The following is a 22,782-nucleotide window of genomic DNA, read 5'->3' as shown; positions in this document are numbered from 1 at the left end:
TAATTTGAAAGGGAATATTCGTTGAAAAAAATTGATCTCCATTTGCATACAGTCCCTACATTTAGTGATGCACACTTTGAATTTTCATTGGATAAGCTAAATGAGTACGTTACGGTGACAGAACTTGATGCTATTGCTATAACAAACCACGATGTTTTCGATCTCGCACAATTTCAAGAGATTCAAAAAGCCTTGGATTGCATAGTATTCCCAGGTATTGAAATTTATGTTGATAATGGTCATATCCTTCTCATTTCAGAGAATGAAAACTTAGAAGATTTTCAATTTAAAGCTAATAAAGTATCTGAAAAAATAAAGAAGGCAGGAGATAATATAAATGTCGAAGAATTAATTCAGATATTTGGAAATCTTAATGATTATTTAATTATCCCTCACTACCAGAAAAAGCCATCTATATCAAAAGACACCTTTGAACAACTACGCGCCTTCATAGATGCTGGAGAGGTTGACAGTCCAAAGAAATTTGTTCGAATGGCAAAGGATGAGAATGAAATAACCCCTGTATTATTTAGTGATGTAAGGATTAAGGACAGTTTACGTAAGTTCCCTCCAAGGCAAACCTATATTGATTGTGGTGAATTAACAATAAGCGCAATCAAACATAGTCTGAGTGATAGAAGCAAAGTTGCTTTATCAAAGTCTGATGGAAATAAACTGTTCCAGATATTTGATGATGGTCAACAACTTTCTACTGGTTTGAATATTGTACTCGGGGCAAGATCTTCTGGTAAAACTGTAACTTTAAATCGGATCAATGAGGAATGTAATAACGTAAAGTATATTCCTCAATTTTCACTAGTGCAGAGAGATGATTCCAACTATGAAAAAGAATTCAATGAAGGTGTGGCTAGAAAGAAAAGTAATTTTGTTGACAAGCACTTGGCTCCTTTTAAAGCAGTATTAGATGATGTAAGTACCGTTGACCTTGTTACTAATCACCGTAAGGTAGATGAGTACCTTGAAACTCTAATGAAACAAGCAGAAGAGGTAAGTAAACGAGACGCTTTCTCTAAAGTTACTTTATTCAACGAGTCGCAATTTGAAATAAGAGAAGAGAAAGGACTTACTGATCTCATAATTTCTGTTCGACTATTAATTGAAAATATTGAGTATAGAGATGTAATTGATAAACATGTAAATGTAGAAGATTTGAAGGCTTTAGCATGTGAGTTAATAGAGTCTCTTTGGGAAAAAATACTTAGCACAAAGAAGAAAAACGCTGTTAATGAGGCTGTACGGGACGTAAAAAGTAAACTCAAGCTACGGTCTTCTAGTACACAAGTGAAAGATGTTGATTTGTACAAAGTGATGATTGAACATAAAAAGGTTTTGAAATTTAAGCTCATAGCCAAACAACTCCAAACAGAAAAAATTATTCATGAAGAAAATATTCAAGGCTTTAAGGTTGTTTGTAAGCAACGAGCTTTTAACGGGGCTGGCGAAGTTAGAAATGTAAGCGGTAAGAGAGTTGCCTTTACTAGCGCCTACAAAGAATACTCCTCCCCATATAAATATCTTCTTGAATTAAAAAATAATGAGGCGTTAACTCCTTCAGAGTTCTATAAATACTTTGCGTGCATTGAATATGAAATTCTTAATAAAGATGGTTTTAAAGTTTCAGGTGGCGAAAGATCAGAATTCAGACTGCTTCAAGAAATTAAGGATGCTCAAAACTATGACTATTTATTAATTGATGAGCCCGAGTCTTCTTTTGATAACATTTTTTTGAAAGGAGAAGTGAATCAAATATTGAAAGAGCTATCACAAACTATGCCTATAGTTGTAGTAACACACAACAGCACCGTTGGAGCATCTATTAAGGCTGATTATGTAGTTTATACATCCAAAGAAATTGAAAATGGTGAAATTGTATATCGAAGATATTCTGGGCACCCATCCGTTAAAGAGTTAAGTACTGTTGATGGAATAAAAATGGATAACTTCAAAGTGACTATAGACTCATTAGAAGCTGGTGAAATAGCATATACAGAAAGAAAGAGTGGTTATGAAAGCATTAAAAATTGAAAATTCTCAGGGATTCTTTTTCAAAGAAGACGGTAATTATGAATCTTTAGATAAATTAGATAAAACGATATTACTTCAACTAGTTAACATCGCTTTGGAAGATGATTACGTAATTGATGAATATGATGAATCTATACTTAAGAACCAAGCTCATCAAATCATTTACAAAAGTATTAGCGAAAAGCTTAACGATTTACATCTAAGGCGGCAACAGTTTCGTGATACTTCAGAAAACCTATACCTAGAAGAATATGAGAAATATAAGGCTCAGGGATGAACTAATGAGTTAAAAACGTATAACAGATAAGGATAGGCCGCGCGTAGCCGCGTCCTTATCCCAAGTGTTGAACAAGCCCGAGTGATACCTTTATAGTGTAAATATCGGCGTAAGATCTTACGCTTTTTCGATGTGTGCAGAGCAGTTACATTTTTTACTAGCCGCATAGATCCCTTAGCATCGTCAGCTAATTTCTTTACCTAAAATATCAATGCCTTAGCACCTCCTGATACTTTTCTTGTTCCGCATCTTAAGTGTTAATTTTTAATCCTTCCGCTTAAACAGTGGCGTTAGGTGTGGTTGGTTTTTGTCTAAGAAAGCTTGTCAGTCGTGCATGCTTATTCCTATGCACCCCCATAAATATCATCGGTTGTCGGCAACAAGGGCAAGGTCGTATGGCTTGAGTTTTAGTGGTGTTTTCGAGCGGCGCAAACACGGTGTGTAGTGGCCAATTGAAATTGGCCACAGGTTTAGAGCTTATCCATACTTTGGGTAATCTGAAATGCCATGATTACCCAAAGTCCTAACACGAAAATGTCCAAACACGAGTTAGTGATTAGCGGGGGGGCTTGAAGTTAGTTAGTTTTATACTTGGAACATATCGGCCTGGAATTCAGCCTTCTTATTATGAAGTCCACGGTCTTCCAACCACGAGTAAAATCTACTTCTAGTAATCGAAACACCGCGTTCGTTTAGTTTTCTTAGGATTTCAGCTTTGGAGGCCTTGGTGTCGAGGAGGTTCAATATAAACGCCGTATGCTCATCAAGCCTGGACTTAACCTTCTGTCCCTTCTGACGACCAGATGATAGCCCTTTGGCCTTTCGTTTAGCGTGACCTGCTTTGGCTCGTTCAGATCGTTTCTGAGCCTCTACAGCGCTGGCAAAAGACTGCCCAATAACTGTAAAAATGATTTCAGCATTATCAACGTTCTCAGAGTTAATTATGATGTCGTTGTATGCTAAATGCAGCTCACCGTATGAGGCTATCTGGCCGATAGCGCCGACCAACTCCATAACCTTGTGGCGACCCAGCCGAGTGATATCCGATACAATGATGCTTTGTTGAGAGGTAATGAGGGAAGATAACTTCCGCTCACTAAGTTCTGTCTTGGTGGCAGACACATGTTCTTCTATCCAATCCGATATTTGTATGCCACGTTTGGCGGCGTACGCCTTGATAGCTTCTCTTTGTGTTTCACCATCGGCTCTTTGTGGATCTGATATTCGAATGTAGCCAATCATGCCAGCCCCCAAGTTGAAGAGTTAATTGCTCATGGACGGTTATTTGCTGTTTAGGTAGTCCAATACAACTTCATGGTGGTCTTTTGTTTTGAACTTGTTGAATACGTGTTCAATATAGCCAGACTCATTGATTAAGAAGCTTGTTCTTACTACGCCCATATTCTCTTTGCCCATAAATTTTTTGAGTTGCCAAACTCCGTATTTTTCACATACTTCGTGATCTTCATCGGCTAGCAAGGTGAAGTTCAGTTCTTGCTTGTTGATAAAGTTCGTCAGCTTTTTAGGGGTGTCAGGGCTTAAACCAAGAACAACGACGTTATGATTATCAAGTGCTGCTTTAGTGTCACGTAGCCCTTGAGCCTGAACAGTACAACCTGGCGTTGAAGCGCGTGGGTAGAAGTAGAGCAGGACCTTCTTTCCTTGAAGCTCAGATAGCTTCACTGGGTTATTGTCTTGGTCATTTAGGGTAAAATCTGGTGCGATTTGTCCGGCTTCGATTGCCATTGGTTTTGTCCTTACTTTCTCAATTAATGGTATGTGGCGTAGCTTTGTTTGCTACGTCCTATTTAGTGCATTTATATTACGTTAGAGTATACACTTTTAACGTTAATTCAGTGTCCTGTCTAGTGATTACACTAAACAGGATGCTTTTATCTAAAATCGCCTTTGATAAGGTTATCAGGCCTTGCTTTGGTGACCTTATCCATTGCCTTCTCTCGCTCACTTTCATGCAGCATCTCCATGAGTTCTTGAACCATTTTTATGTGGCTTGCTGCTTGTATGGCTAGTGCTTGTTCATGGCTTCTAGCGATGTCGAGGTACTCCTTTTTTTTCTTATTAGCTTGAGTCTTGTCGAGTTTTAGCTGTTTCACTTCCGCCTGTAAAACATCAATAGGTGAGTGACTTAAATCATCTTGTGCTACACGAAATTCCAGTGACTTATTCTTCACCATATCCTGAACATCTTCGTGCCTGCGCAATGCCCCGACAGAAAGCCCCGCTTCTTTCTCGACGCTAATGTTATTGATTTTTAGCTTACCTTCTCGGGCTTTCTTCCTTAGTTCTCGGTTTTCTGGTTTACCCTCTAACAGGCGCTCTAGGGCATTTTTGAGCTTATTCTTAGTTGCTTGTGTCATTACGCAGTCACTCCGCAGGGTATCAGCAGATCTTGAACTTCTTGAGGTATTACAATGGGTTCATAGCTGATATCTAGGTCTTTCATAATGCGTTCAGCAGCCGTGATTTTGATATACACTTCTGACGCTGTTTGAGGCGTTAATTCATCATGCTCAATGTCCCATAGCATATGAATTTCAGCTTCCTTGCGCTTAGCTTCGGCAAACACGGCATCGACAATATAGTCGTTCTTACAGTCTACACATTCTAATAGGTTGACTTGTGTACGTAGGCTACAACCTGTTGAAGTGCAGTAAACGCCAGGGGCGACAGCGTGGATGTGGCGCTTTTGATCTCGGATTTGATTTTTCCAATAATTGAGCGAGAGCATGTCGTTATCGACCTTATCTTTAAAAAGGTTACGCTCAGCCTTGATCATGTTTTTAGCAAACTCTTTGCCCTTGCCGCCAGCGACACGCTCTTTGTTTGCTAGCTTCTTGTAGATGTTGAGGTACACCTGCGCTTTTTGATCAATCCTTTCTTCATCAATGTCGTGAGCCAAGCTATTCTTTTGCTTTCTTATTTTCTGGAATTTACTGGCGTTCTTAGCGTAATGGCGTGTCATCGCCATCGATACATGGCTGAACTGCTGCTTGAGTTGGGGGAACGCGCAAAGCTCGAAGCCGATCAGGTAATAGGCAAACGAGCGACGCAACTGATGCCCTGAGAATTTATAGTCATCACAGACATTAAAAGAACGGTTGGGGTCAGAAACTTTCAAATCGATGACATCGTCATTGGTTAGCGCTAGCTTCTTTCCTAGTGCGCCTTCAAACCACTTCTTTGTATGTCTAGTAAGGTTATCTTTGTTGGTAGCACCGCAGCCCTCTTTTGTCTTGTGGAAAAATGCTTGGCTATCGGGGTGACGCTGTCTAAGTGGCGAATGAAGCGCTTGCAGGATCTCGTAAGCCTTTTTGCCGACCTCTGTGGTGACAAACTCATCCTGCTTTGACTGAGAGCCTCTGACCGTTTTTGAGAGGTCTGCATGAATAACGTAAATGGTTTGCCCTGATATGGTTTCTGTTGTGCACCCATTTGCGGTATGTAGGTGAAAGGTTTCATCAGCGCGCATACCTGTGCGGGACATTAATGCCCAGAGGCAGCCACCATTGAGTTGTTTAAATAATGATTGCGCCTCTCTAAGTCCGGTTATCTTCCTGTTGCCAATCGTCAATGTTCGCTCAGGGTGGAATTTGTCGACGTATTCATAATGGATCACAGGCTTGTGTTTGTTGAGTAGTTCAAGGGTTGATTCTTGTGTTGGGTTATTGAGCTCGAGAAAAGCCGATTGAAAGGCTATATTCTTTTCCTTAGAACCTTTATTTGCTGAAGAAAAATACCACCGAAGCCCGTCATTTTTTAACTGTACCTCATCGCTAACAAGGTATTTAGCATACCCTTGGTAGGTTTTGTCATTGTAGTCAGCTATGTAATTAGATAGTTTGCTCAGCTCGTCACGAATGGGGTATAGCTCGTTCACTAATGCTTCTGATTGTTGAAGTCCCAAATAGTACAGCCGCTGCGGGATAACCGTGTGCTGCACTGGCTTGTTAATGGTTAAACCAAAATCCGAGGCAGATAACGCTTTGGTCAGGTTAACCTTGAACGGTAGTCGTGTTGCCTCTATGAACAGTTTCTTGAGTGCTACATAAGTATGTTCTCGTTCGAAGTCCAAAACGGTAACATCACCTAATACCCAAGCCTCTAACAGCTCAAAACTTAATAACTCAAAGCTATTGTGGCCTTTATTCAGTAGGGCGGTGGCGACTTTCTTTAACCCAGTGATAGTATCCACAATGCTCCCAAATGAATAATCTTTGGGCGAGAGCCACATCATACTCAATGCCAGTGCTCTCAATTCGTTTGTCAGGTTACGCTCCATCACTTTTGCGTCTAGAAAGAAATCTAAAGTAACCGTAGTGGTAGCATTAGGCTCAAAGAACGGTTGGAGCTTACGCCAAGCGTTGTTGTCCCCAATTTTACCCAGTGACTCACCAGTGACGCTAAAGCCTATATCTAGCGCTTCAAAGTCATCCCACTTGCCCGATTTAATAGCAGGCTCTAACACATCCTTCAGGTAATTAGTGTAGCTTCCAACGTGATTTTGTGCGCTTAACAGGGCATCTTGTTGGCCAATATTGTACTTAGGTAGCTTTATCATGATTGGCTCCCAATTAACGGTGTAGGGCTAAAATGGCGTGATCCATAGATACCCGAGGGTGACGCCCGTTTTTGTTAAATAATGCAATCGCATTGTCGTGCACATCCTTGCTGGCACTATCGAGAGTAACCTCAAAAGCGGCGATTCTTTCATGGACTTCCTGTTGCGCGTTAGGGTACAGGTTTACTGCCTCTTTCAGCACATCAATAAAAGAGATAAGTTTATAGATGGATTGAGTCTCATCAACGGCTTTGGCTGATTGGCATTTATGGCACATGTCGTATTCAGCACAATGTAGTTGTAGCGCCATGGCGTTATTGGTTTCACGCTGGGTGTTTTTTCCACCTGCAATGCTTTGTTGCCCATTGCAATGAATGCCATTGGGATTGGTTTTTGCCCTTTCTTCCTCTTGCTTCTTTTTCCATTCATCATGCGTCAGCATTGTGATACCAAGTTTGGCTGCAACTATCTCTTTTGCTAGCTCTAAACCCGTGTCTTCATCCAATAGCTCCATCACTTGTAGAGCTTGTGAGATGATGATTTTGTTGAGCCTTGGGTCACCATTGGCATAGTGCTTATCAATGGTTTGAAGAAGGTTTTGCAGGAGGCTTTGAGCACCGCCAGCGCCACTCACGGAGTACACTTGGTTACTGGTCATTTCTCGCCAGCGGCTTGATTGAAGTGATATGAAGTATTCGTTGGGTTCAATTGACCATGTATTCATTAGATTAGAGCTGATAGGGCTTATTCCGTCCCAGTCTTTAGGGGCTTCCTTCTGATGACCTCGTTTGAGCAGCAACCGCTCATAGTTTTTAGATTCTTGTTTATCGGCTAACTCTGTGGCGAATTGTTCAATATCTTTGATTAACGCCTTGTCAGCAGCAGGAACAGAGAAGTGGTGGCTCTCGCCATTGCGGTATTTGAACGACACATTGATGTTGCCCTCAGCGTCTTTATCCGAATAAGTCAGCGGCAGTAAAATCCCCTTGAGGGGTAAGTCTGTGTAACACGATAAAATGCAGTAGGCAGCATTCGTTGCGCCTTGACTGGCTTTTGTTTTTGAGCACGGGCGAGTGACTTTACTTACGACGACTCGGCCAAGTGTATTCGTCTCTTTTTTTAGCTCGATAACATGCTGGTTTCGATAGCTGTAAAATAGTTCCTTAAACCATGGCAGGCAAGATGCACGAGTGGGTGAGAGTAGGTTTAACTCTACCGTTAGTTGCTGATTTATTTGGGGCAAATTGAACGAGTTACTTTTCTCACCTTGGTTATTCAGCGTGAATAGTAACTCTGAGCCTTCTTCGCCACCGCCGTAGAGTGCTGAAAGGGTTTCAAGGGTTTTAATAAACTTCACTCCATCCCGTTTATCAACATCGAAGCTCTGGTTGGTAAGTACAGCGTCTACCTCTTTGTTTGCGCGTGGCTTAAAGCTCGATACCTTAACCACTTGTAAGCTTTTATCCCGCTCATCAGTATGAATCGTGATTGGATGAGCGATGCTCTGTACGTCGCCATCGTTTAATGAGGTAAAAAAGCACATAAGGTGATAAGCCGCCCCCATCGCCATGTTAAACGCAGCGGCAGGCTTTACGGATGTGCCCGTTTTACTCTGCCCATGGGTTTTGGTATTGAGAGACGTTTTAATTGAAATGATTTCTTGGTGGTCACCTAAGTCAATAACGACAGGCAACTCGTCAGGCAGGACAAGGTTTTCTTTTTTTGCCGCAATGAGCTGTGGGGCTAGGATGAAAAATAACTCACTCAACCGAGCAACAAGCACCTCTTCTTCAGCGTCAGAGTAACCCTTATTTGGTGTCTTTTCGCCACCAAACCCTCGGTGATGGGTTGCCCATGTGTCAGCGGGTAATCCACACCATGAAAGGGCGGTGCGAAGTGCTGAAGTCATATTAGAGGCTGTGCTTTCTTGGGTGCCCAGTTCATCACCGTGTCTCATCTCCCATAATTTCTTTGATGGACTGTACATTTTTATGCGGTGCCGCAGTTCGCCATCATTCCCTGCATATTTTAAATAGCCAGCTTCAGAAAAGGGGTCAACGTTTACGGCGTCACAAAAGGCAATGAAGGGTTTTAATATCCCGTAGACCTTCGTGACGGTTGGTGCCGACCTGTTATTATCAACATACTGGTTGGCTTTTTTACAAAAGCTCCTTAAAAAAGGGATACGGCTGTCGATTTTGACGTGATTGCTGTCTACGCCAAGGTGTAACAGGTGTGATATATCAAGCTCGGTTGCCTTCCTGCTTGTGCGTGTTTTATAGGGGATGGTAAGATGAAAAGGAATCACATTCTTACAGTTTCTAACGTGCTTAACCGTTTTTGAGTTCTTCGCGAGTGGACTTTTTGCCATGCTAGCACCCCTTGTTAATCTTGTTGTTTTTGCTCTTTGCAACCCGTAACTGCTCATCAAACTTATTCATGAACTTAATGTACTTTTCCGTCGTTGCGGTGCTTTCATGTCCCATTAGCGAAGCTAACTCGTCCATTAGGTACTCATAGGCAACCTGCCGCTCCCTAGACTCACGCCAAAGCCAATGCGTGGCATAAGTTGAGCGAAGGTCATGGATTCGATAGTACCAGTTAGGTTCTATTGCTCGGATGCGCAGTCGCAGCTTGCTAAAATGTGCCTCTAGAGTGTTTACTGTGTATGGGCGCCCTTTATTAGAAAGAAAAAGGTAGTCAGTGGTATCCAGTTCTTCTTTGGAATTAATAAGATCCTTTCGGCGAGTTAGGTTCTTTTGTCGCTGACTGCATTCCTTGAATTGCTCTAATTCCTCATACAGTGCGATAGGGATTTCAATCGTGCGCTGCTTACTGCCCTTGGTATGTGTAATGGTCAATGGCACGACATCTAATCCACTAAAATCCTTATCACCAATATCACTAGCAGGAAAGTGGGTGGCTTCATCAATCCTAAGTCCTGCCTTTTCACATAGTCTCAGTATCAGGGAAGCAGCTTTTGGCAATGTATGAATGTGTTGAGAGAACAGTTCTTTATGCTCCAAAGACATAGGCTTCAATTTTTGATGAGCAGGCGTTTTATCGATTTTTGGGAACTCCTTCATGATGTTTGATGTCTCATAGCCCCGCTTTGCGCCAGACTTAGTATGGGCAAGCATGTCATGCTGGTTGGTGCCGTCTAGGTATGCTTCAAGCTTGGTGAAGTGTGTTACGACGTGTTTATCATCATTTTTGAGGTAACCGTGTCTCTGCATCCACTTATAAAACCCAATAACAGCACCCATATAGCTTCTTGCTGAGTTAAGCGAGTACGCTTCGTCACCAGTTGCCTCCTTTCTAGATCGACAGTTTGCTAAAAGGTGCTTTGAAAATTGCCAAGGCGCGCCTTCTTCTTCATGTTTCGTCAGTGTTTTATAGGTTAGGTACTGAGGTGGTATCACATTCCCATCATCATCTACTTGAGGGTAGTGGGTAGAGTCTAAATATCGAGTAAAGGCCAATAAGCCTTTGGCCATTGATTTGGTGTCTTGAATTTTTCCTTCACCGCTGAGTTTTGACACAAGATAAAGAGATTGTGGATAAACAACACGTCCATCTGGTGCAACGATAATATCGGTCTTCTTTATGCGAGACTGTAATTTGGATGGTGAAAGGTAGGCTGAGTGGGTCACTTCTCCAGAGTCAGTATCGATGACCTGTGAGATTCTCAGTTTAGCTAATGTATCTACCTCTATGGAAAGCAATCGGTAGTCATCATAAACATCATTTTCGTCATGCTTTTCTATCACAAAACAACCCTCAATATGTTACCCACATATTAAAGGTAGATTGTCATAAAAAATTGTCAAGGTTTGTTGTCATAAAAAATTTCTAGGGGTGAATTTCTTTTCGCCCCAGACGCCAAATGCATCGGCGATAGCGTGGTCTTCATCACTCAATAACGAGAAGTTAAGCTCTTGTTTGTCGTTAAACTTAAGCAGTTTAGCAACAGGATCAGGACTTAACCCTAGAACAGTAACCTTGTGGTTGGCAAGTTCAGCTTTACTGTCTCGTAAACCTTGAGCTTGAACTGTACAACCTGGAGTAGACGCTTTTGGGTAAAAATAGACTAATACTGGCCCCTCTTTTAATGCATCCGTTAAAGAGATAGTTTCATCAAATTGGTTTTGTAGAGAAAACTGTGGTGCTAAATCACCAACGGTTAGGGTATTCATGTAAAGTCCTTATTCAATTATTTTATTTTTCACTTGCCTGCATATGATTGATTGAACAATCTAAAGAGAGTTCAGTTGCGAGTTCATGAATACTTTTCTCAAGCTTTATTAGATCAACTTTTTCAGGAACGTTAATCGTGAACAAAATTGTTTGAGTTAAGTTGTCATCATCAGCATGAGAACGCACAGCAGCTAAATCTAAAGAACGATCAGCTAAGAATTCAGTGATACGTTTCATCGTGCCGCGCTGATCTTGGCCATTAACGCTGACTTCAATACGAGAAACAAAATTCTTAGGCGTATGTTTGGAGGTACGCTTCATCACAGTGAGCAACTCAAGCTCAACACTTAAGCCTGGTAGCAAGGTTTCTATCTTAGTGATTGCAGCCCAAGAACCTGAAATCATCATGATGAGTGTGAACTCATTACCGAATAAAGCCATACGGCTATCGACGATGTCACAATCACATTCACTGGCTAAACGGGCTAGGCGACTTACTAAACCAGGGCGATCAGCACCCATAGCAGTAACGACCAGATAGTTGGTCATGGATTTTCCTCACTTTTTCGATATCATAGAGCGTAAACTAGCGAACTAACGCAAAGTTTTTTTGCGGAGCGTAATGCTAACATAACTAGAACTAAACCACATAAGTATGTACGTAATAGGCTATAAACTGCCTGAAAAGTGGTATGTTGAGACACTAATAATTAATAAGTATTGATTTGTAAGGAAATAAAGTTTATTTCTGCATGTATTAAATAAGATATAAATTCTAAAAAAGTGTTTAAATAAGTCGATAATTTTACAGTTTTGTAGAAATGCATTTGAGAGCCCCGTTAATGCTTGTCATTAGTAGTAGGCATAAGTAACATAGCGAATCCTGAAACCTTGGGGAATTTAGATGATAAACGGAAGCATCGTTGCCTTAATCACACCTATGAATAGTGATGGCACAGTAGATTACAGCAGTCTAGAAAGACTAGTAGAATTTCATATTGACCAAGGCACAGATGCGATTGTAGCCGTGGGTACCACTGGAGAGTCAGCGACTCTACCAATGAAAGAGCATGCACAAGTGGTTGCTCAAACCGTTAAATTTGCTGCTGGCAGAATACCTGTTATTGGCGGAAACGGTGCAAATGCAACGGCTGAAGCCATTGAGTTGACCCAATCTATGGCCGACTCAGGTATCGTTGGTATGCTTGGGGTTACGCCATATTACAATAAGCCTTCACCTAAGGGCCTAATTGCTCATTACAAAGCGGTTGCTGCTTGTACTGATATCCCACAAATTCTATATAATGTGCCAGGCAGAACATCAGTTGATATGTTGCCTGAAACGGTAGCTGAATTAGTTTCAGTGAGTAACATTATTGGCGTTAAAGAAGCGACCGGTGATTTGACCCGTGTGGCTAAATTACGTGAACTTTGTGGTAATGACTTTAAGTTATACAGTGGCGATGATGCTACTGCTCGTGACTTTTTATTATTAGGCGGTGACGGCGTAATTTCTGTTGCGAATAATATTGTACCAAAATCATTCAAAGCAATGTGTGACGCTGCATTAGCAGGCGATCATGCACTATCAGAAAGCATTAATTTGCCGATGAAAGCACTGTATGAACATTTGTTCTGTGAAGCTAACCCAATTCCGGTTAAATGGGCTGCACATCAGATGGGTTTAATCAGTCAAGGTCATATTCGTTTACCTTTAACTGAACTTTCTGAGCAGTTTCATGGTCTGTTGTTAGAAGCGATGAAACAAGCCCATATAGAGGTAAACCGATAAATGTTGAAGCAAGTCACCCCAATTTTACTGATTGCTGCCGTTACAGCGTGTAGTACGCCGACAGATCGTCGAGTTGCAAATGGTAGTGAAGATTTTACCAATGCCAAAGAAGTACCACTTCTTACCATTCCAGAAGGATTAACTGAACCGACGTACAGTCGTGAATATGATATCCCTAAAGCTGGTGAAGGCGTAAACAAAGAACTGATTGGTAAACGTTTAGATATCCGTCCTCCATTATTAGTTCTGCCGATGTCTGAAGGTACCCGTGTCGAAGAAGGCACCGATAATATTAAAATTATCGTTGAATCTATCGCAAGCACAAAAGACCTTAAGCAAGAAGTGTTCGAAAATCTTAAAGGCTTCTTAGCTAAGTACGATGTTGCTATCGAAAAAGAAGATTATGAAGCTGGTGTTCTCGAAACGGGTTGGATTGAGAACAAAGACGTTATCGAAACAAGCTGGTTTGGTGATGACAAAGTTTATTTACTTCGTCAACGCTACCGCTACGATGTTGACGTGAGTCCTCATGGCCGTTCAGGTAGCATGAGTATCGATCTTGTAGAACATGAAGAGTCTTATGACGGCGAAGAACAAGAAATCTTTTTAAGCGGTGAAGACCAACGTCGTTACACCATTGATATGCTCAATAACACCATTGCTTATATGAGTGTTAAGCGTGAAAAGCAAATCAAAGCTGACCGTATTGAACAGAGTTTAGGGATTGATGTAGATCTCGTTGCTGAAACTGAAGAAAGAGGCGCTTTCTGGATTGCTGAAGCTGATTATACAAAAACATGGGATCGTTTGCGTATCGTTATGCCTGAGCTAGGTTTTGATATTGTTGATATGAACTCAGCTAAAGGCCTTTATTACATCGTTCTTGAAGAAAGCGGCGGATTCTGGAGCTCGTTATGGGGCGAAGATAAATTACCGTTAGAACGTGGTAACTATCGTGTTGAACTTGTTGAAACAGCAGACAAAGAACAAACAGAAATCTTTATTAAAGATGCTGCCGGTGAGCCGTTAGATAACGAAGTTATTACTGAGCTTTACCGCGTATTAAGCGAAGCGATGAAAGCAGACCGTAAAGTACGATAGGCTATAAAGTAAATAATTATTTGATGTTGCTTTAAAATGCATCAATTTATTACAAAGAGACACATTTATGTGTCTCTTTTTTTTATGCTTAATTTGGCTAAATATACAGTTATTTAGTTTGAATTAATCTACATAAGAGGTGATAACCGCTGATATGTGAACTGTAATTCAGTTTTAATCGTACAAAACTGTGTGTTAATGAAATGTGTATTTTGTAAGTAAAGGTAAAACGCCTTGATACCAGCTTGCTGCTGGGTAAACTAACGTTTGCTTCAATCCTTTTAACATTTTGTATATGAGTTTGACGAACGGAATTCCGATGAAAAAAATAATTATATTACTCGTTGCATTAGGTCTAGCTTGGTTCGGCTACCAATCGACTCTATCTCCTAGTAACACCAAAGAGCGTGTTAAACCTATTCCGAATGTTGTTGTGGCCAAAGTTGCCATGTTACCTGTGCGTGATGAAGTGGAAGCGATTGGTACAAACAAGGCTTTCGAATCTATTACCATTACCCCTAAAGTGACTGAGCAAATTGCGACAATCAATTTTAACGACGGTGAAAAAGTACAGAAGGGCGACTTACTGGTTCAACTTCGTAACCGTGAACAACTCGCCAAAGTGCAAGCTGCAGAAGTCAAAGTGAAAGACCACCTGCGCGAACTTGACCGAATCCGAAGTCTTGTGACCAGTAAAACAGTGGCGGAACTTGAGCGAGATAGGTTACAAACTTTAATCGACACCACTCGCGCAGAACTTGAGCAAGCTAAAGCGGCATTAGAAGACAGAGCCATTCATGCGCCGTTCTCTGGCCGTTTAGGGCTTAAACAAGTCAGTGTCGGTTCGTTAGTGTCACCTGGCACTCAAATCACCACCTTAGATGATGTCAGCAAGATTAAGCTCGACTTTTCAGTACCTGAGCGTTTTATTCAGGAATTACAGTTAGGCAAAAGTGTTGAGTCAAAAGCCATCGCTTTCCCTGATCGTATTTTTAAAGGCGTTGTGACTTCAATTGATAGTCGCGTCAACCCTTCAACGCGCGCAGTGATTGTACGCGCCATCATTGATAACGCCGATGCTGCTTTATTGCCAGGCATGTTAATGAAAGTAAAACTGATTAAACAAAATCGAGAAACTTTATTATTACCAGAATCTGCGATTATCCCAATCCAATCTAAACAGTTCGTATACATAGTTAACGATGAAAATGTGGTAGAGCAAAAGCCAGTAACCCTTGGGATCCGTAATCGTGGCTGGGTAGAAATCATCGACGGCGTGGAGATTGGTACGCCGGTCATTATTCGTGGCTTACTTAAAGTCAGACCGGGCGATGAAGTGAAAACAGAAGCAGCTGAAGCATTTAATTTTGCCAAGGTCGCTGGTTCGGAGAATGCGGCATGATTTTAACTGATATCTCTGTAAAAAGACCGGTATTAGCCTCTGTTATCAGTATTTTGATTATCATTCTTGGTTTAGTGTCTTTTGAAAAATTGCCATTACGAGAATACCCTAATATTGACCCGCCAGTGGTATCGATTGACACCCGCTATCGTGGTGCGAGTGCCTCGGTTGTTGAAAGCCGTATTACCCAACTAATTGAAGATAGGATTAGCGGCGTAGAAGGGATTAAGCATGTTAGCTCCCGTAGCCGTGACGGGCGCTCATCTGTCACATTAGAATTTGATGTTGGCCGTGATATTGAAGCGGCTGCCAATGATGTCCGTGACAGAATCTCAGGTTTACTGGATAACTTACCTGAAGAAGCCGATCCACCAGAGGTTGAAAAAGCCAATGGTGGTGATGAAGTCATCATGTGGTTAAACCTGGTCTCTGATCAAATGACCACATTGCAGCTCACCGATTATGCGCGCCGTTATTTAACTGACCGTTTTTCTGTGGTCGATGGCGTGGCTAATATTCGTTTAGGTGGCGGTAAAGTCTATGCAATGCGGATTTGGATTGACCGACAAGCCTTAGCGTCTCGAAATTTGACCGTAGCAGATGTTGAATCTGCGCTGCGCTCAGAAAATGTAGAATTACCAGCGGGTTCCATTGAATCTAAAGAGCGTCACTTTACTGTCCGTGTGGATAGAAGTTTTAGAACAGAACAAGACTTTGCCAATCTCGTGATTACACAAGGTAATGATGGCTATTTGGTGAGGCTAGGTGATGTTGCTAAGGTGCAAATTGGCTCTGAAGAAGAGCGGATTATGTTCCGTGGTAATACTGAGTCGATGATTGGTTTAGGGGTGTCTAAACAATCTACCTCAAATACCTTAGAAGTGGCACGTGCTGCCAATGCGTTAGTGGATGAAATCAATCCTACATTACCAGCAGGAATGGAGATAAAACGCTCATACGACAGTTCAGTATTTATTGAAGCATCGATTAAAGAAGTTTATCAGACGCTGTTTATTGCAATGATACTGGTGATCATTGTGATTTATTTGTTCTTAGGTAGCGTACGCGCCATGCTGATACCTGCGTTAACCGTTCCTGTATCACTTATGGGCACGTTTATCGTGTTATATACACTTGGGTATACCATTAACCTATTAACCCTTTTGGCGATGATCTTAGCCATTGGTATGGTAGTAGATGATGCGATTGTGATGCTGGAGAATATTCACCGCCGAATTGAGCAAGGCGATTCTCCATTAAAAGCGGCATACCTTGGTGGACGTGAGGTGGCATTCGCTGTTGTTGCAACAACCTTGGTACTTATCGCAGTGTTCATGCCGATTAGTTTCCTTGATGGTGATCTAGGAAAACTATTTAAAGAATTTGCTGTCACCATGAGTGCAGCAGTGATGTTTTCAAGCTTAGTGGCCCTGACACTTAGCCCAATGATGTGTTCTAAGTTACTAAAACCTGCAGGTCAATCATCTTGGTTAGTGCGTAAAGTCGATGCCATGATGGATTTTGTCACTAATATCTACCAGTCCAATCTGCAATCAGCCATTAAACAACCTTATTTTATCGGTTTAATTGTTGTTGCTGCATTTGCTGTCAGTGGTTATTTGCTTAATAAAGTCCCGCAAGAATTTGCACCACAAGAAGATCGCGGTTCGATGTTCTTAGTGGTTAATGGCCCACAAGGTGCAAGCTTTGAATATATTGAAAAGTATATGGATGAAATCGAAGGTCGCTTAATGCCTTTAGTTGAATCTGGAGATATCAAGCGTTTGTTAATTCGCGCACCACGTGGTTTTGGATCTGGTGCTGACTTCTCTAATGGTATGGCCATTATCGTACTTGAAGATTGGGCTGAGCGTCGCCCAGCGAATGAAATCATTACCGACATCCGTTCGCGTATATCTGACTTAGCTGGTGTAAGAGCTTTCCCGATCATGCGTCAAGCCTTTGGTCGAGGTGTGGGTAAACCTGTGCAGTTTGTATTAGGGGGTCCAAGTTACGAAGAACTCGCAATGTGGCGTGACATCATGATTGAAAAAGCAGGTGAGAACGAAATGCTTGCGGGTCTTGATCATGATTACAAAGAAACTAAGCCGCAGTTGAGAGTTGCAATTGATAAAGATCGCGCAGCAGATTTAGGTGTATCAATTTCGCATATTGGTCGCACGTTAGAGTCGATGTTAGGTTCTAGATTAGTCACTACCTTCATGCGCGATGGTGAAGAATACGATGTGATTATTGAAGGTAATCGTGAAAATCAAAACACTGCAACGGATCTTGAAAATATTTATGTTCGTTCAGACCGAAGCGGTGAGTTAGTTCCTTTATCAAATTTAGTGACAGTAGAAGAGTACGCTGATGCCAGTTCACTTAACCGCTATAACCGAATGCGGGCTATTACCATTGAGGCTAACTTAGCCGATGGCTATAGTTTGGGTGAAGCATTAGATTATATGAATGATATTGCGGATACTTATTTACCTGCTGAAGCTGTTATCAGTTACAAAGGCCAGTCTTTAGATTATCAAAGTTCTGGTAGTTCAATGTACTTTGTCTTTGTGTTGGCTTTAGGGATTGTGTTCTTGGTGTTGGCTGCGCAATTTGAAAGTTATGTGCATCCAATGGTGATTATGTTAACGGTTCCGCTAGCCACTTTAGGCGCGTTAATTGGCCTGTGGTTTACTGATCAAAGTATCAATATCTACAGCCAAATCGGAATTATCATGCTGGTGGGGCTTGCGGCTAAAAACGGTATTTTAATCGTTGAGTTTGCCAACCAATTACGTGATAAAGGGATTGCGTTTGATGATGCGGTAATACAAGCATCATCCCAGCGATTACGTCCTATCTTGATGACAGGTATTACGACAGCAGCTGGCGCAATACCCTTAGTTATGTCGAGCGGAGCAGGTGCTGAAACTCGCTTTGTTATTGGCGTGGTGGTACTGTCAGGCATATTGTTAGCCACGTTCTTTACACTACTTGTGATACCTGTGGCGTATAGCATATTCGCCCGTAATAGCAGCTCACCAGATGCGATCACAAAACAGCTTGAACAAGAACTTTCAAATGATTAATTAAGCTAAATTAAAACTGAAGAGCTAATTAGCAAACTTAAAAGCCAGTTATTCGTAACTGGTTTTTTATTGTTTTATATTTATGACTATTAAGCATAAATGAATATCTCATTGTTTATAAATCCCATGTGATATGTTCCGATAGTTAACGTTAGTCGTAAAATAATGACTAAGCTCAAAATCAATGGATAATAGCTATATGCTGTCACAATTAAGTACCAAGTAGAGCGCAGATGAAAAAGACCGACAAAAAATTAGATAATCAAATTAGAGATACGCTGACAGATGTGTGCGAGGTATTACTCGAGCAATGTTCAGGGTTTGAATGGTTAACCCATACTGTTAATTTCAATGCTTTCCCTGCGTCGTTAAAAGTGGTGTGTATTTTTGAAAATGATCCGCAGCTCACTCAATTAGCGTTGAGCAAAGAAGATGCTTTTATTCAAAACTTAATCATCCATAAATTATTGCAACAGGGCATTAAAGTACAAGCCAAACAAATCGTGTTTGATAGTGAAACACGATGTGAGGCGCAGAATAACGGTAATTGGGCACAGCGCTTGAAGTGAGGTTTGGTATTTGACCAACTAAATAATAAAAAGATGACTTAAGTTATGTTGGCAGTTGCGCTATCGTCACTTGAATTAGAGGCATAAAAAAGGGAAAGCAGATGCTTTCCCTTTGGCTTTAATAGACTAAAACGTTACGCTGCTTGTATTTGTTTCGCAACAGCAGCCGTTTTTGCTTCTAGTTCTTCTGAGTCGAAATCATCAACGTTAATTGATTTCAAACGCCCAACTTCAGCTCTTTCGAGTAATGCAACTTCAGCATCGCTTAACACGCCAAGTGCTTTACCTTCTGCAGCAATTTTATCTAACCACATGAATGGTAGACGTTTACCTGCTGCTTTACATACCTTGTCATACAATGGCTCTGAAGCCAGAATATCCAGTAAGGTTTGTTCTTGAATACCCACTACGTTGTGCTCTGAAGGCGTCCAGAATTGGCCTTGACCTAAGCGGTCTCGGCTGGCACACGGAGTTTGCATAATCTTTGATACTTTATGGTCCAGTACATCACTAGGACGCTTAAGAGGGCGACCAAACGGGAAGATAACAGCACGTAGTGCAAAACCTAGTCCCATAGGGAAGTTATCTAATAAGTCATCTAATGACGTTTGTAACTTATAAAGTGAATCTTCAACCGCCCATTGTACTAATGGTAAGTCTTCAGTTAAACGACCTTCGTCTTCGTAACGTTTAAGCGTTGCTGATGCTAGGTATAGCTGACTTAATAAATCACCTAAACGTGCTGAAATACGTTCTTTACGTTTTAAGTTGCCGCCTAAAGTGGCCATTGCCAAGTCAGACAATAAGGCTAAGTTAGCACTGAAACGGTTCATTTGCTGATAGTAACGTTTTGTTTTATCGCTATATGGTGATTTAGAGAAATGACTTGATGTCACACCCATCCAGAAGCTTCTAACAAAGTTAGACATGGCAAATCCGATATGACCGAAAATGGCACTATCAAAGTTACTTAGTCCTTTGCCTGATGTGGTATCAAAAGCGGATTCCATTTCAGCAAGTACATATGGATGACAACGAATCGCACCTTGACCGTAAATGATCATCGAGCGGGTAAGAATGTTTGCACCTTCAACAGTAATTGCAATTGGCGCTGCTTGGTAGCCGCGACCTAAATAGTTATTCGGGCCAAGACAAACACCTTTACCACCGTGGATATCCATCGCATCGATAACACACTTTTGCATTCTGTCGGTAAGATGGTATTTAACGATGGCAGAAATAACCGATGGCTTTTCACCTAAACCAATCCCTACAGTCGTAAGAGAGCTTACAGCGTCCATAAGGTAAGCATTACCACCGATACGTGCCATTGGCTCTTCGATGCCTTCTAACTTACCAATAGGAAGCTTAAACTGACGACGAATACGTGCATAAGCACCCGTTGCGAGAGCTGCAGTTTTAATGCCGCCAGCCGAATTTGAAGGTAGAGTAATACCTCGACCAACCGATAAACATTCAACCAGCATACGCCAGCCTTGACCTGCCATTTCTGGGCCACCGATGATGAAGCTTAATGGTACAAAGACTTCGTTACCGCGAGTTGGGCCATTTTGGAACATACAATTCAGTGGGAAGTGACGGCGACCTGTTTCAACACCTGGAATATCCGTTGGGATAAGCGCACAAGTAATGCCTAGATCTTCAGTATCACCTAATAAACCATCTGGATCGCGTAGTTTAAATGCTAAACCTAATACAGTAGCAACAGGGGCTAGGGTGATGTAGCGTTTGTTCCATGTTAGTTTCATACCTAACACTTCTTCGCCTTCAAATTCCCCTTTACATACCACACCAAAATCTGGAATGGCGCCTGCATCACTACCAGCTTCTGGGCTAGTTAATGCAAAACAAGGTACTTCTAAACCTTTTGCAAGGCGAGGTAAGTAGTGGTCTTGTTGCTCTGGCGTTCCGTAGTGCTGCAATAATTCACCAGGGCCTAACGAGTTTGGTACACCTACTGTTGAAGCAAGTTCACTACTTAAACCAGCAAGTTTTTGTAATACACGTGATTGAGCGTATGCAGAATATTCAAGACCACCGTATTTTTTCTTGATGATCATGGCAAAGAAACCTTCGTCTTTCAGGTATTGCCATACTTCTTGGGGTAAGTCAGCTAACTCATGAGAAACTTGATGCTGGTTAACCATTTTACACACAGTTTCAACAGGGCCGTCTAGGAAGGCTTGTTCTTCTGCAGTTAAACGCCCTTTAGGGTAATTGTGCAATTTATTCCAGTTTGGGTTACCGGCAAATAAATCAGCTTCCCACCATGTGGTTCCAGCTTCGATTGCTTCTTTTTCTGTTGAAGACATTTCAGGCATGATGCCCTGATAGACTTTAAGCAATGGACGTGAAATGAAGTTTTGGCGAAATGATTTTACGTTTAGCGGTAGTGCTAAGACTAAAAAAACAATCCATGCCACGATACCAACAATATCTAATACGCTGCCAATCAGCATGACGACTGCAGCGGCGATGGTAGCCGTGAGTAGCGATACTCGCATATAAGTGGCTGCGCCGAGCACTGCGATCATGGCGATGATCCAAGTCAGGGTAGTCAATGTCTTTCTCCTTAAAGCATTCAAAAATTGAGCACTTACAAATTAATGATCCTATTCACAGAAGTGACTTGTGGTCAGACCTCTATCACATAAAATTAAACCTTACTGCACTCGATTACAAGTTTTTTCAAACAATTGTTTAAAATATTTTCTACAATAAAAATATCCCAAAAATGTTTTGCACTAGGTACAATAGTTATTAGATAAAATTATGACTTATAAAACTTTTTAAGGCGTTTCCCCATGTGTGAGTTATTAGCGATGAGCGCTAACGTTCCAACTGATATTGTGTTTAGTTTCACAGGTTTAGCTGAAAGAGGCGGTGTCACTGGTCCTCATGTCGATGGCTGGGGAATTACTTTCTATGAAGGCAAGGGTAGCCGTACTTTTAAAGATGCTTGTCCAAGCAGTGAATCACATATTGCCAAATTGATTAAATCTTACCCTATCAAAAGTGAGATAGTGGTTAGCCATATTCGTCAGGCTAATCGTGGTTGTGTGTCACTTGAAAATACCCATCCTTTTACCCGTGAATTATGGGGTAAGTATTGGACATATGCTCACAATGGTCAGTTATCTGTTTATCAAGAAAAGTTTGTTGTTAATCGTTTTCAACCAGTTGGCGATACAGACAGTGAATTAGCATTTTGTTGGATTATGGAACAAGTGTTAGTTGAATTTGGCCCTAAGCAACCTGAAGATATGAATCAAGTGTTTACATTTATAGCTGGGTTAGCCGACGAAGTAAGAGCCCTTGGTGTGTTTAATATGATTTTGAGTGATGGGATCGATTTAATGACCTATTGCAGTAATAACTTATGTTACATCACCCGCCGTGCACCTTTTGGCAAAGCAAAGTTAATTGATACCGATGTGGTTATTGATTTTGATAAAGAAACCACACCGAACGATGTGGTCACTGTGATTGCGACTAGACCACTAACTAAAGATGAAGAGTGGCATATTTTAAAACCGGGTGAATGGAAGCTATTCAGACAAGGTGAGCTTCAGGCCTGCAACTAATTGTAGATATTATCTTGAACTCTTTGTGATAATAAAAAGTGACAGTCGATAATCGACTGTCACTTTTTTTTGGTTAAAACTTAATTACTTGGACATTGAGCAAATGTAGATTTAAATCTGCA

The 22,782-nt window shown here is 41.3% G+C and carries 16 protein-coding genes and 2 pseudogenes; 8 read left to right on the top strand and 10 right to left on the bottom strand.

Features of this window, described 5'->3' with window-relative positions; genetic code table 11:
* Nucleotides 1-21: 21 nt before the first annotated feature.
* Complete coding sequence (locus Q4600_RS18360) at nt 22-2,046, top strand: histidinol phosphatase (protein ID WP_303517605.1); 2,025 nt, start codon at nt 22-24, stop codon at nt 2,044-2,046.
* The gene (locus Q4600_RS18355; RefSeq protein WP_303517603.1) at nt 2,027-2,323 is read left to right on the top strand and encodes a hypothetical protein; all 297 of its coding nucleotides are present in this window, start codon (nt 2,027-2,029) and stop codon (nt 2,321-2,323) included. The genes Q4600_RS18360 and Q4600_RS18355 overlap by 20 nt, the downstream gene beginning before the upstream one ends.
* A 277-nt stretch (nt 2,324-2,600) precedes the next feature.
* Here Q4600_RS18355 and Q4600_RS18350 read toward each other — a convergent pair.
* The 9 genes and pseudogenes from Q4600_RS18350 to Q4600_RS18310 all read right to left on the bottom strand — a co-directional run.
* Nucleotides 2,601-2,759: pseudogene (locus Q4600_RS18350) on the bottom strand (IS91 family transposase); the annotation flags it as partial.
* 149 nt (nt 2,760-2,908) lie between these two features.
* A complete protein-coding gene (locus Q4600_RS18345) occupies nt 2,909-3,565 on the bottom strand; it encodes a recombinase family protein (RefSeq protein WP_303517600.1) in 657 nt (218 codons plus the stop codon).
* 39 nt (nt 3,566-3,604) lie between these two features.
* Entirely contained in the window at nt 3,605-4,069 is a 465-nt protein-coding gene (gene bcp, locus Q4600_RS18340; RefSeq protein ID WP_303517597.1) for a thioredoxin-dependent thiol peroxidase, read from the bottom strand.
* Between the two features lie 146 nt (nt 4,070-4,215).
* Nucleotides 4,216-4,701 (bottom strand): hypothetical protein, encoded by a 486-nt coding sequence (locus Q4600_RS18335; RefSeq protein WP_303517593.1) that lies wholly within the window; start codon nt 4,699-4,701, stop codon nt 4,216-4,218.
* The gene (locus Q4600_RS18330; RefSeq protein WP_303517590.1) at nt 4,701-6,902 is read right to left on the bottom strand and encodes a hypothetical protein; all 2,202 of its coding nucleotides are present in this window, start codon (nt 6,900-6,902) and stop codon (nt 4,701-4,703) included. Before Q4600_RS18330 ends, Q4600_RS18335 begins: the two co-directional genes overlap by 1 nt.
* Nucleotides 6,903-6,915: 13 nt before the next feature.
* Complete coding sequence (locus Q4600_RS18325) at nt 6,916-8,859, bottom strand: hypothetical protein (protein ID WP_303517587.1); 1,944 nt, start codon at nt 8,857-8,859, stop codon at nt 6,916-6,918.
* A gap of 415 nt (nt 8,860-9,274) precedes the next feature.
* Entirely contained in the window at nt 9,275-10,672 is a 1,398-nt protein-coding gene (locus Q4600_RS18320; RefSeq protein ID WP_303517584.1) for a site-specific integrase, read from the bottom strand.
* A gap of 90 nt (nt 10,673-10,762) precedes the next feature.
* A pseudogene (bcp, locus tag Q4600_RS18315) lies at nt 10,763-11,098 on the bottom strand (thioredoxin-dependent thiol peroxidase); the annotation flags it as partial.
* Nucleotides 11,099-11,120: 22 nt separating this feature from the next.
* Nucleotides 11,121-11,648, bottom strand: coding sequence for a glycine cleavage system protein R (locus Q4600_RS18310; protein ID WP_102526090.1), 528 nt, complete (start codon nt 11,646-11,648; stop codon nt 11,121-11,123).
* Nucleotides 11,649-12,003: 355 nt separating this feature from the next.
* On the opposite strand from Q4600_RS18310, the gene dapA reads away from it, so the two are divergent.
* The 5 genes from dapA to Q4600_RS18285 all read left to right on the top strand — a co-directional run bounded on the left by dapA (nt 12,004) and on the right by Q4600_RS18285 (nt 19,055).
* Nucleotides 12,004-12,891: a 4-hydroxy-tetrahydrodipicolinate synthase gene (dapA, locus tag Q4600_RS18305; RefSeq protein ID WP_102526089.1), complete on the top strand. Its 888-nt coding sequence runs from the start codon at nt 12,004-12,006 to the stop codon at nt 12,889-12,891.
* Complete coding sequence (gene bamC / locus Q4600_RS18300) at nt 12,892-13,992, top strand: outer membrane protein assembly factor BamC (protein WP_102526088.1); 1,101 nt, start codon at nt 12,892-12,894, stop codon at nt 13,990-13,992.
* Nucleotides 13,993-14,311: 319 nt separating this feature from the next.
* Nucleotides 14,312-15,394, top strand: a complete 1,083-nt coding sequence (locus Q4600_RS18295; protein WP_102526087.1) for an efflux RND transporter periplasmic adaptor subunit — start codon at nt 14,312-14,314, stop codon at nt 15,392-15,394.
* Nucleotides 15,391-18,486: an efflux RND transporter permease subunit gene (locus Q4600_RS18290; RefSeq protein WP_102526086.1), complete on the top strand. Its 3,096-nt coding sequence runs from the start codon at nt 15,391-15,393 to the stop codon at nt 18,484-18,486. The genes Q4600_RS18295 and Q4600_RS18290 overlap by 4 nt, the downstream gene beginning before the upstream one ends.
* A gap of 233 nt (nt 18,487-18,719) precedes the next feature.
* On the top strand, nt 18,720-19,055 hold the full coding sequence (locus tag Q4600_RS18285) for a Fis family transcriptional regulator (RefSeq protein ID WP_102526085.1): 336 nt from the start codon (nt 18,720-18,722) through the stop codon (nt 19,053-19,055).
* Nucleotides 19,056-19,189: 134 nt separating this feature from the next.
* On the opposite strand, the gene fadE is transcribed toward Q4600_RS18285, so the two are convergent.
* Nucleotides 19,190-21,637: an acyl-CoA dehydrogenase FadE gene (gene fadE / locus Q4600_RS18280; protein ID WP_102526084.1), complete on the bottom strand. Its 2,448-nt coding sequence runs from the start codon at nt 21,635-21,637 to the stop codon at nt 19,190-19,192.
* 243 nt (nt 21,638-21,880) lie between these two features.
* Between fadE and Q4600_RS18275 the strand changes: the two genes are divergently transcribed.
* Nucleotides 21,881-22,660, top strand: a complete 780-nt coding sequence (locus Q4600_RS18275; protein WP_303517575.1) for a class II glutamine amidotransferase — start codon at nt 21,881-21,883, stop codon at nt 22,658-22,660.
* Nucleotides 22,661-22,782 lie beyond the last annotated feature (122 nt).

Origin of the sequence: Shewanella sp. 2_MG-2023, from assembly GCF_030548905.1 — a bacterium.
Taxonomy (GTDB): domain Bacteria; phylum Pseudomonadota; class Gammaproteobacteria; order Enterobacterales; family Shewanellaceae; genus Shewanella; species Shewanella electrodiphila.
This window is presented reverse-complemented; position numbering and strand designations above follow the sequence as displayed.

Excerpts from the sequence above, each read along its gene's own strand:
- Q4600_RS18355 (WP_303517603.1), top strand. The coding sequence starts at position 2,027 with ATGAAAGCATTAAAAATTGAAAATTCTCAGGGATTCTTTTTCAAAGAA.
- Q4600_RS18345 (WP_303517600.1), bottom strand. The coding sequence starts at position 3,565 with ATGATTGGCTACATTCGAATATCAGATCCACAAAGAGCCGATGGTGAA.
- bcp (WP_303517597.1), bottom strand. The coding sequence starts at position 4,069 with ATGGCAATCGAAGCCGGACAAATCGCACCAGATTTTACCCTAAATGAC.
- Q4600_RS18335 (WP_303517593.1), bottom strand. The coding sequence starts at position 4,701 with ATGACACAAGCAACTAAGAATAAGCTCAAAAATGCCCTAGAGCGCCTG.
- Q4600_RS18330 (WP_303517590.1), bottom strand. The coding sequence starts at position 6,902 with ATGATAAAGCTACCTAAGTACAATATTGGCCAACAAGATGCCCTGTTA.
- Q4600_RS18325 (WP_303517587.1), bottom strand. The coding sequence starts at position 8,859 with ATGAGACACGGTGATGAACTGGGCACCCAAGAAAGCACAGCCTCTAAT.
- Q4600_RS18310 (WP_102526090.1), bottom strand. The coding sequence starts at position 11,648 with ATGACCAACTATCTGGTCGTTACTGCTATGGGTGCTGATCGCCCTGGT.
- dapA (WP_102526089.1), top strand. The coding sequence starts at position 12,004 with ATGATAAACGGAAGCATCGTTGCCTTAATCACACCTATGAATAGTGAT.
- bamC (WP_102526088.1), top strand. The coding sequence starts at position 12,892 with ATGTTGAAGCAAGTCACCCCAATTTTACTGATTGCTGCCGTTACAGCG.
- Q4600_RS18295 (WP_102526087.1), top strand. The coding sequence starts at position 14,312 with ATGAAAAAAATAATTATATTACTCGTTGCATTAGGTCTAGCTTGGTTC.
- Q4600_RS18290 (WP_102526086.1), top strand. The coding sequence starts at position 15,391 with ATGATTTTAACTGATATCTCTGTAAAAAGACCGGTATTAGCCTCTGTT.
- Q4600_RS18285 (WP_102526085.1), top strand. The coding sequence starts at position 18,720 with ATGAAAAAGACCGACAAAAAATTAGATAATCAAATTAGAGATACGCTG.
- Q4600_RS18275 (WP_303517575.1), top strand. The coding sequence starts at position 21,881 with ATGTGTGAGTTATTAGCGATGAGCGCTAACGTTCCAACTGATATTGTG.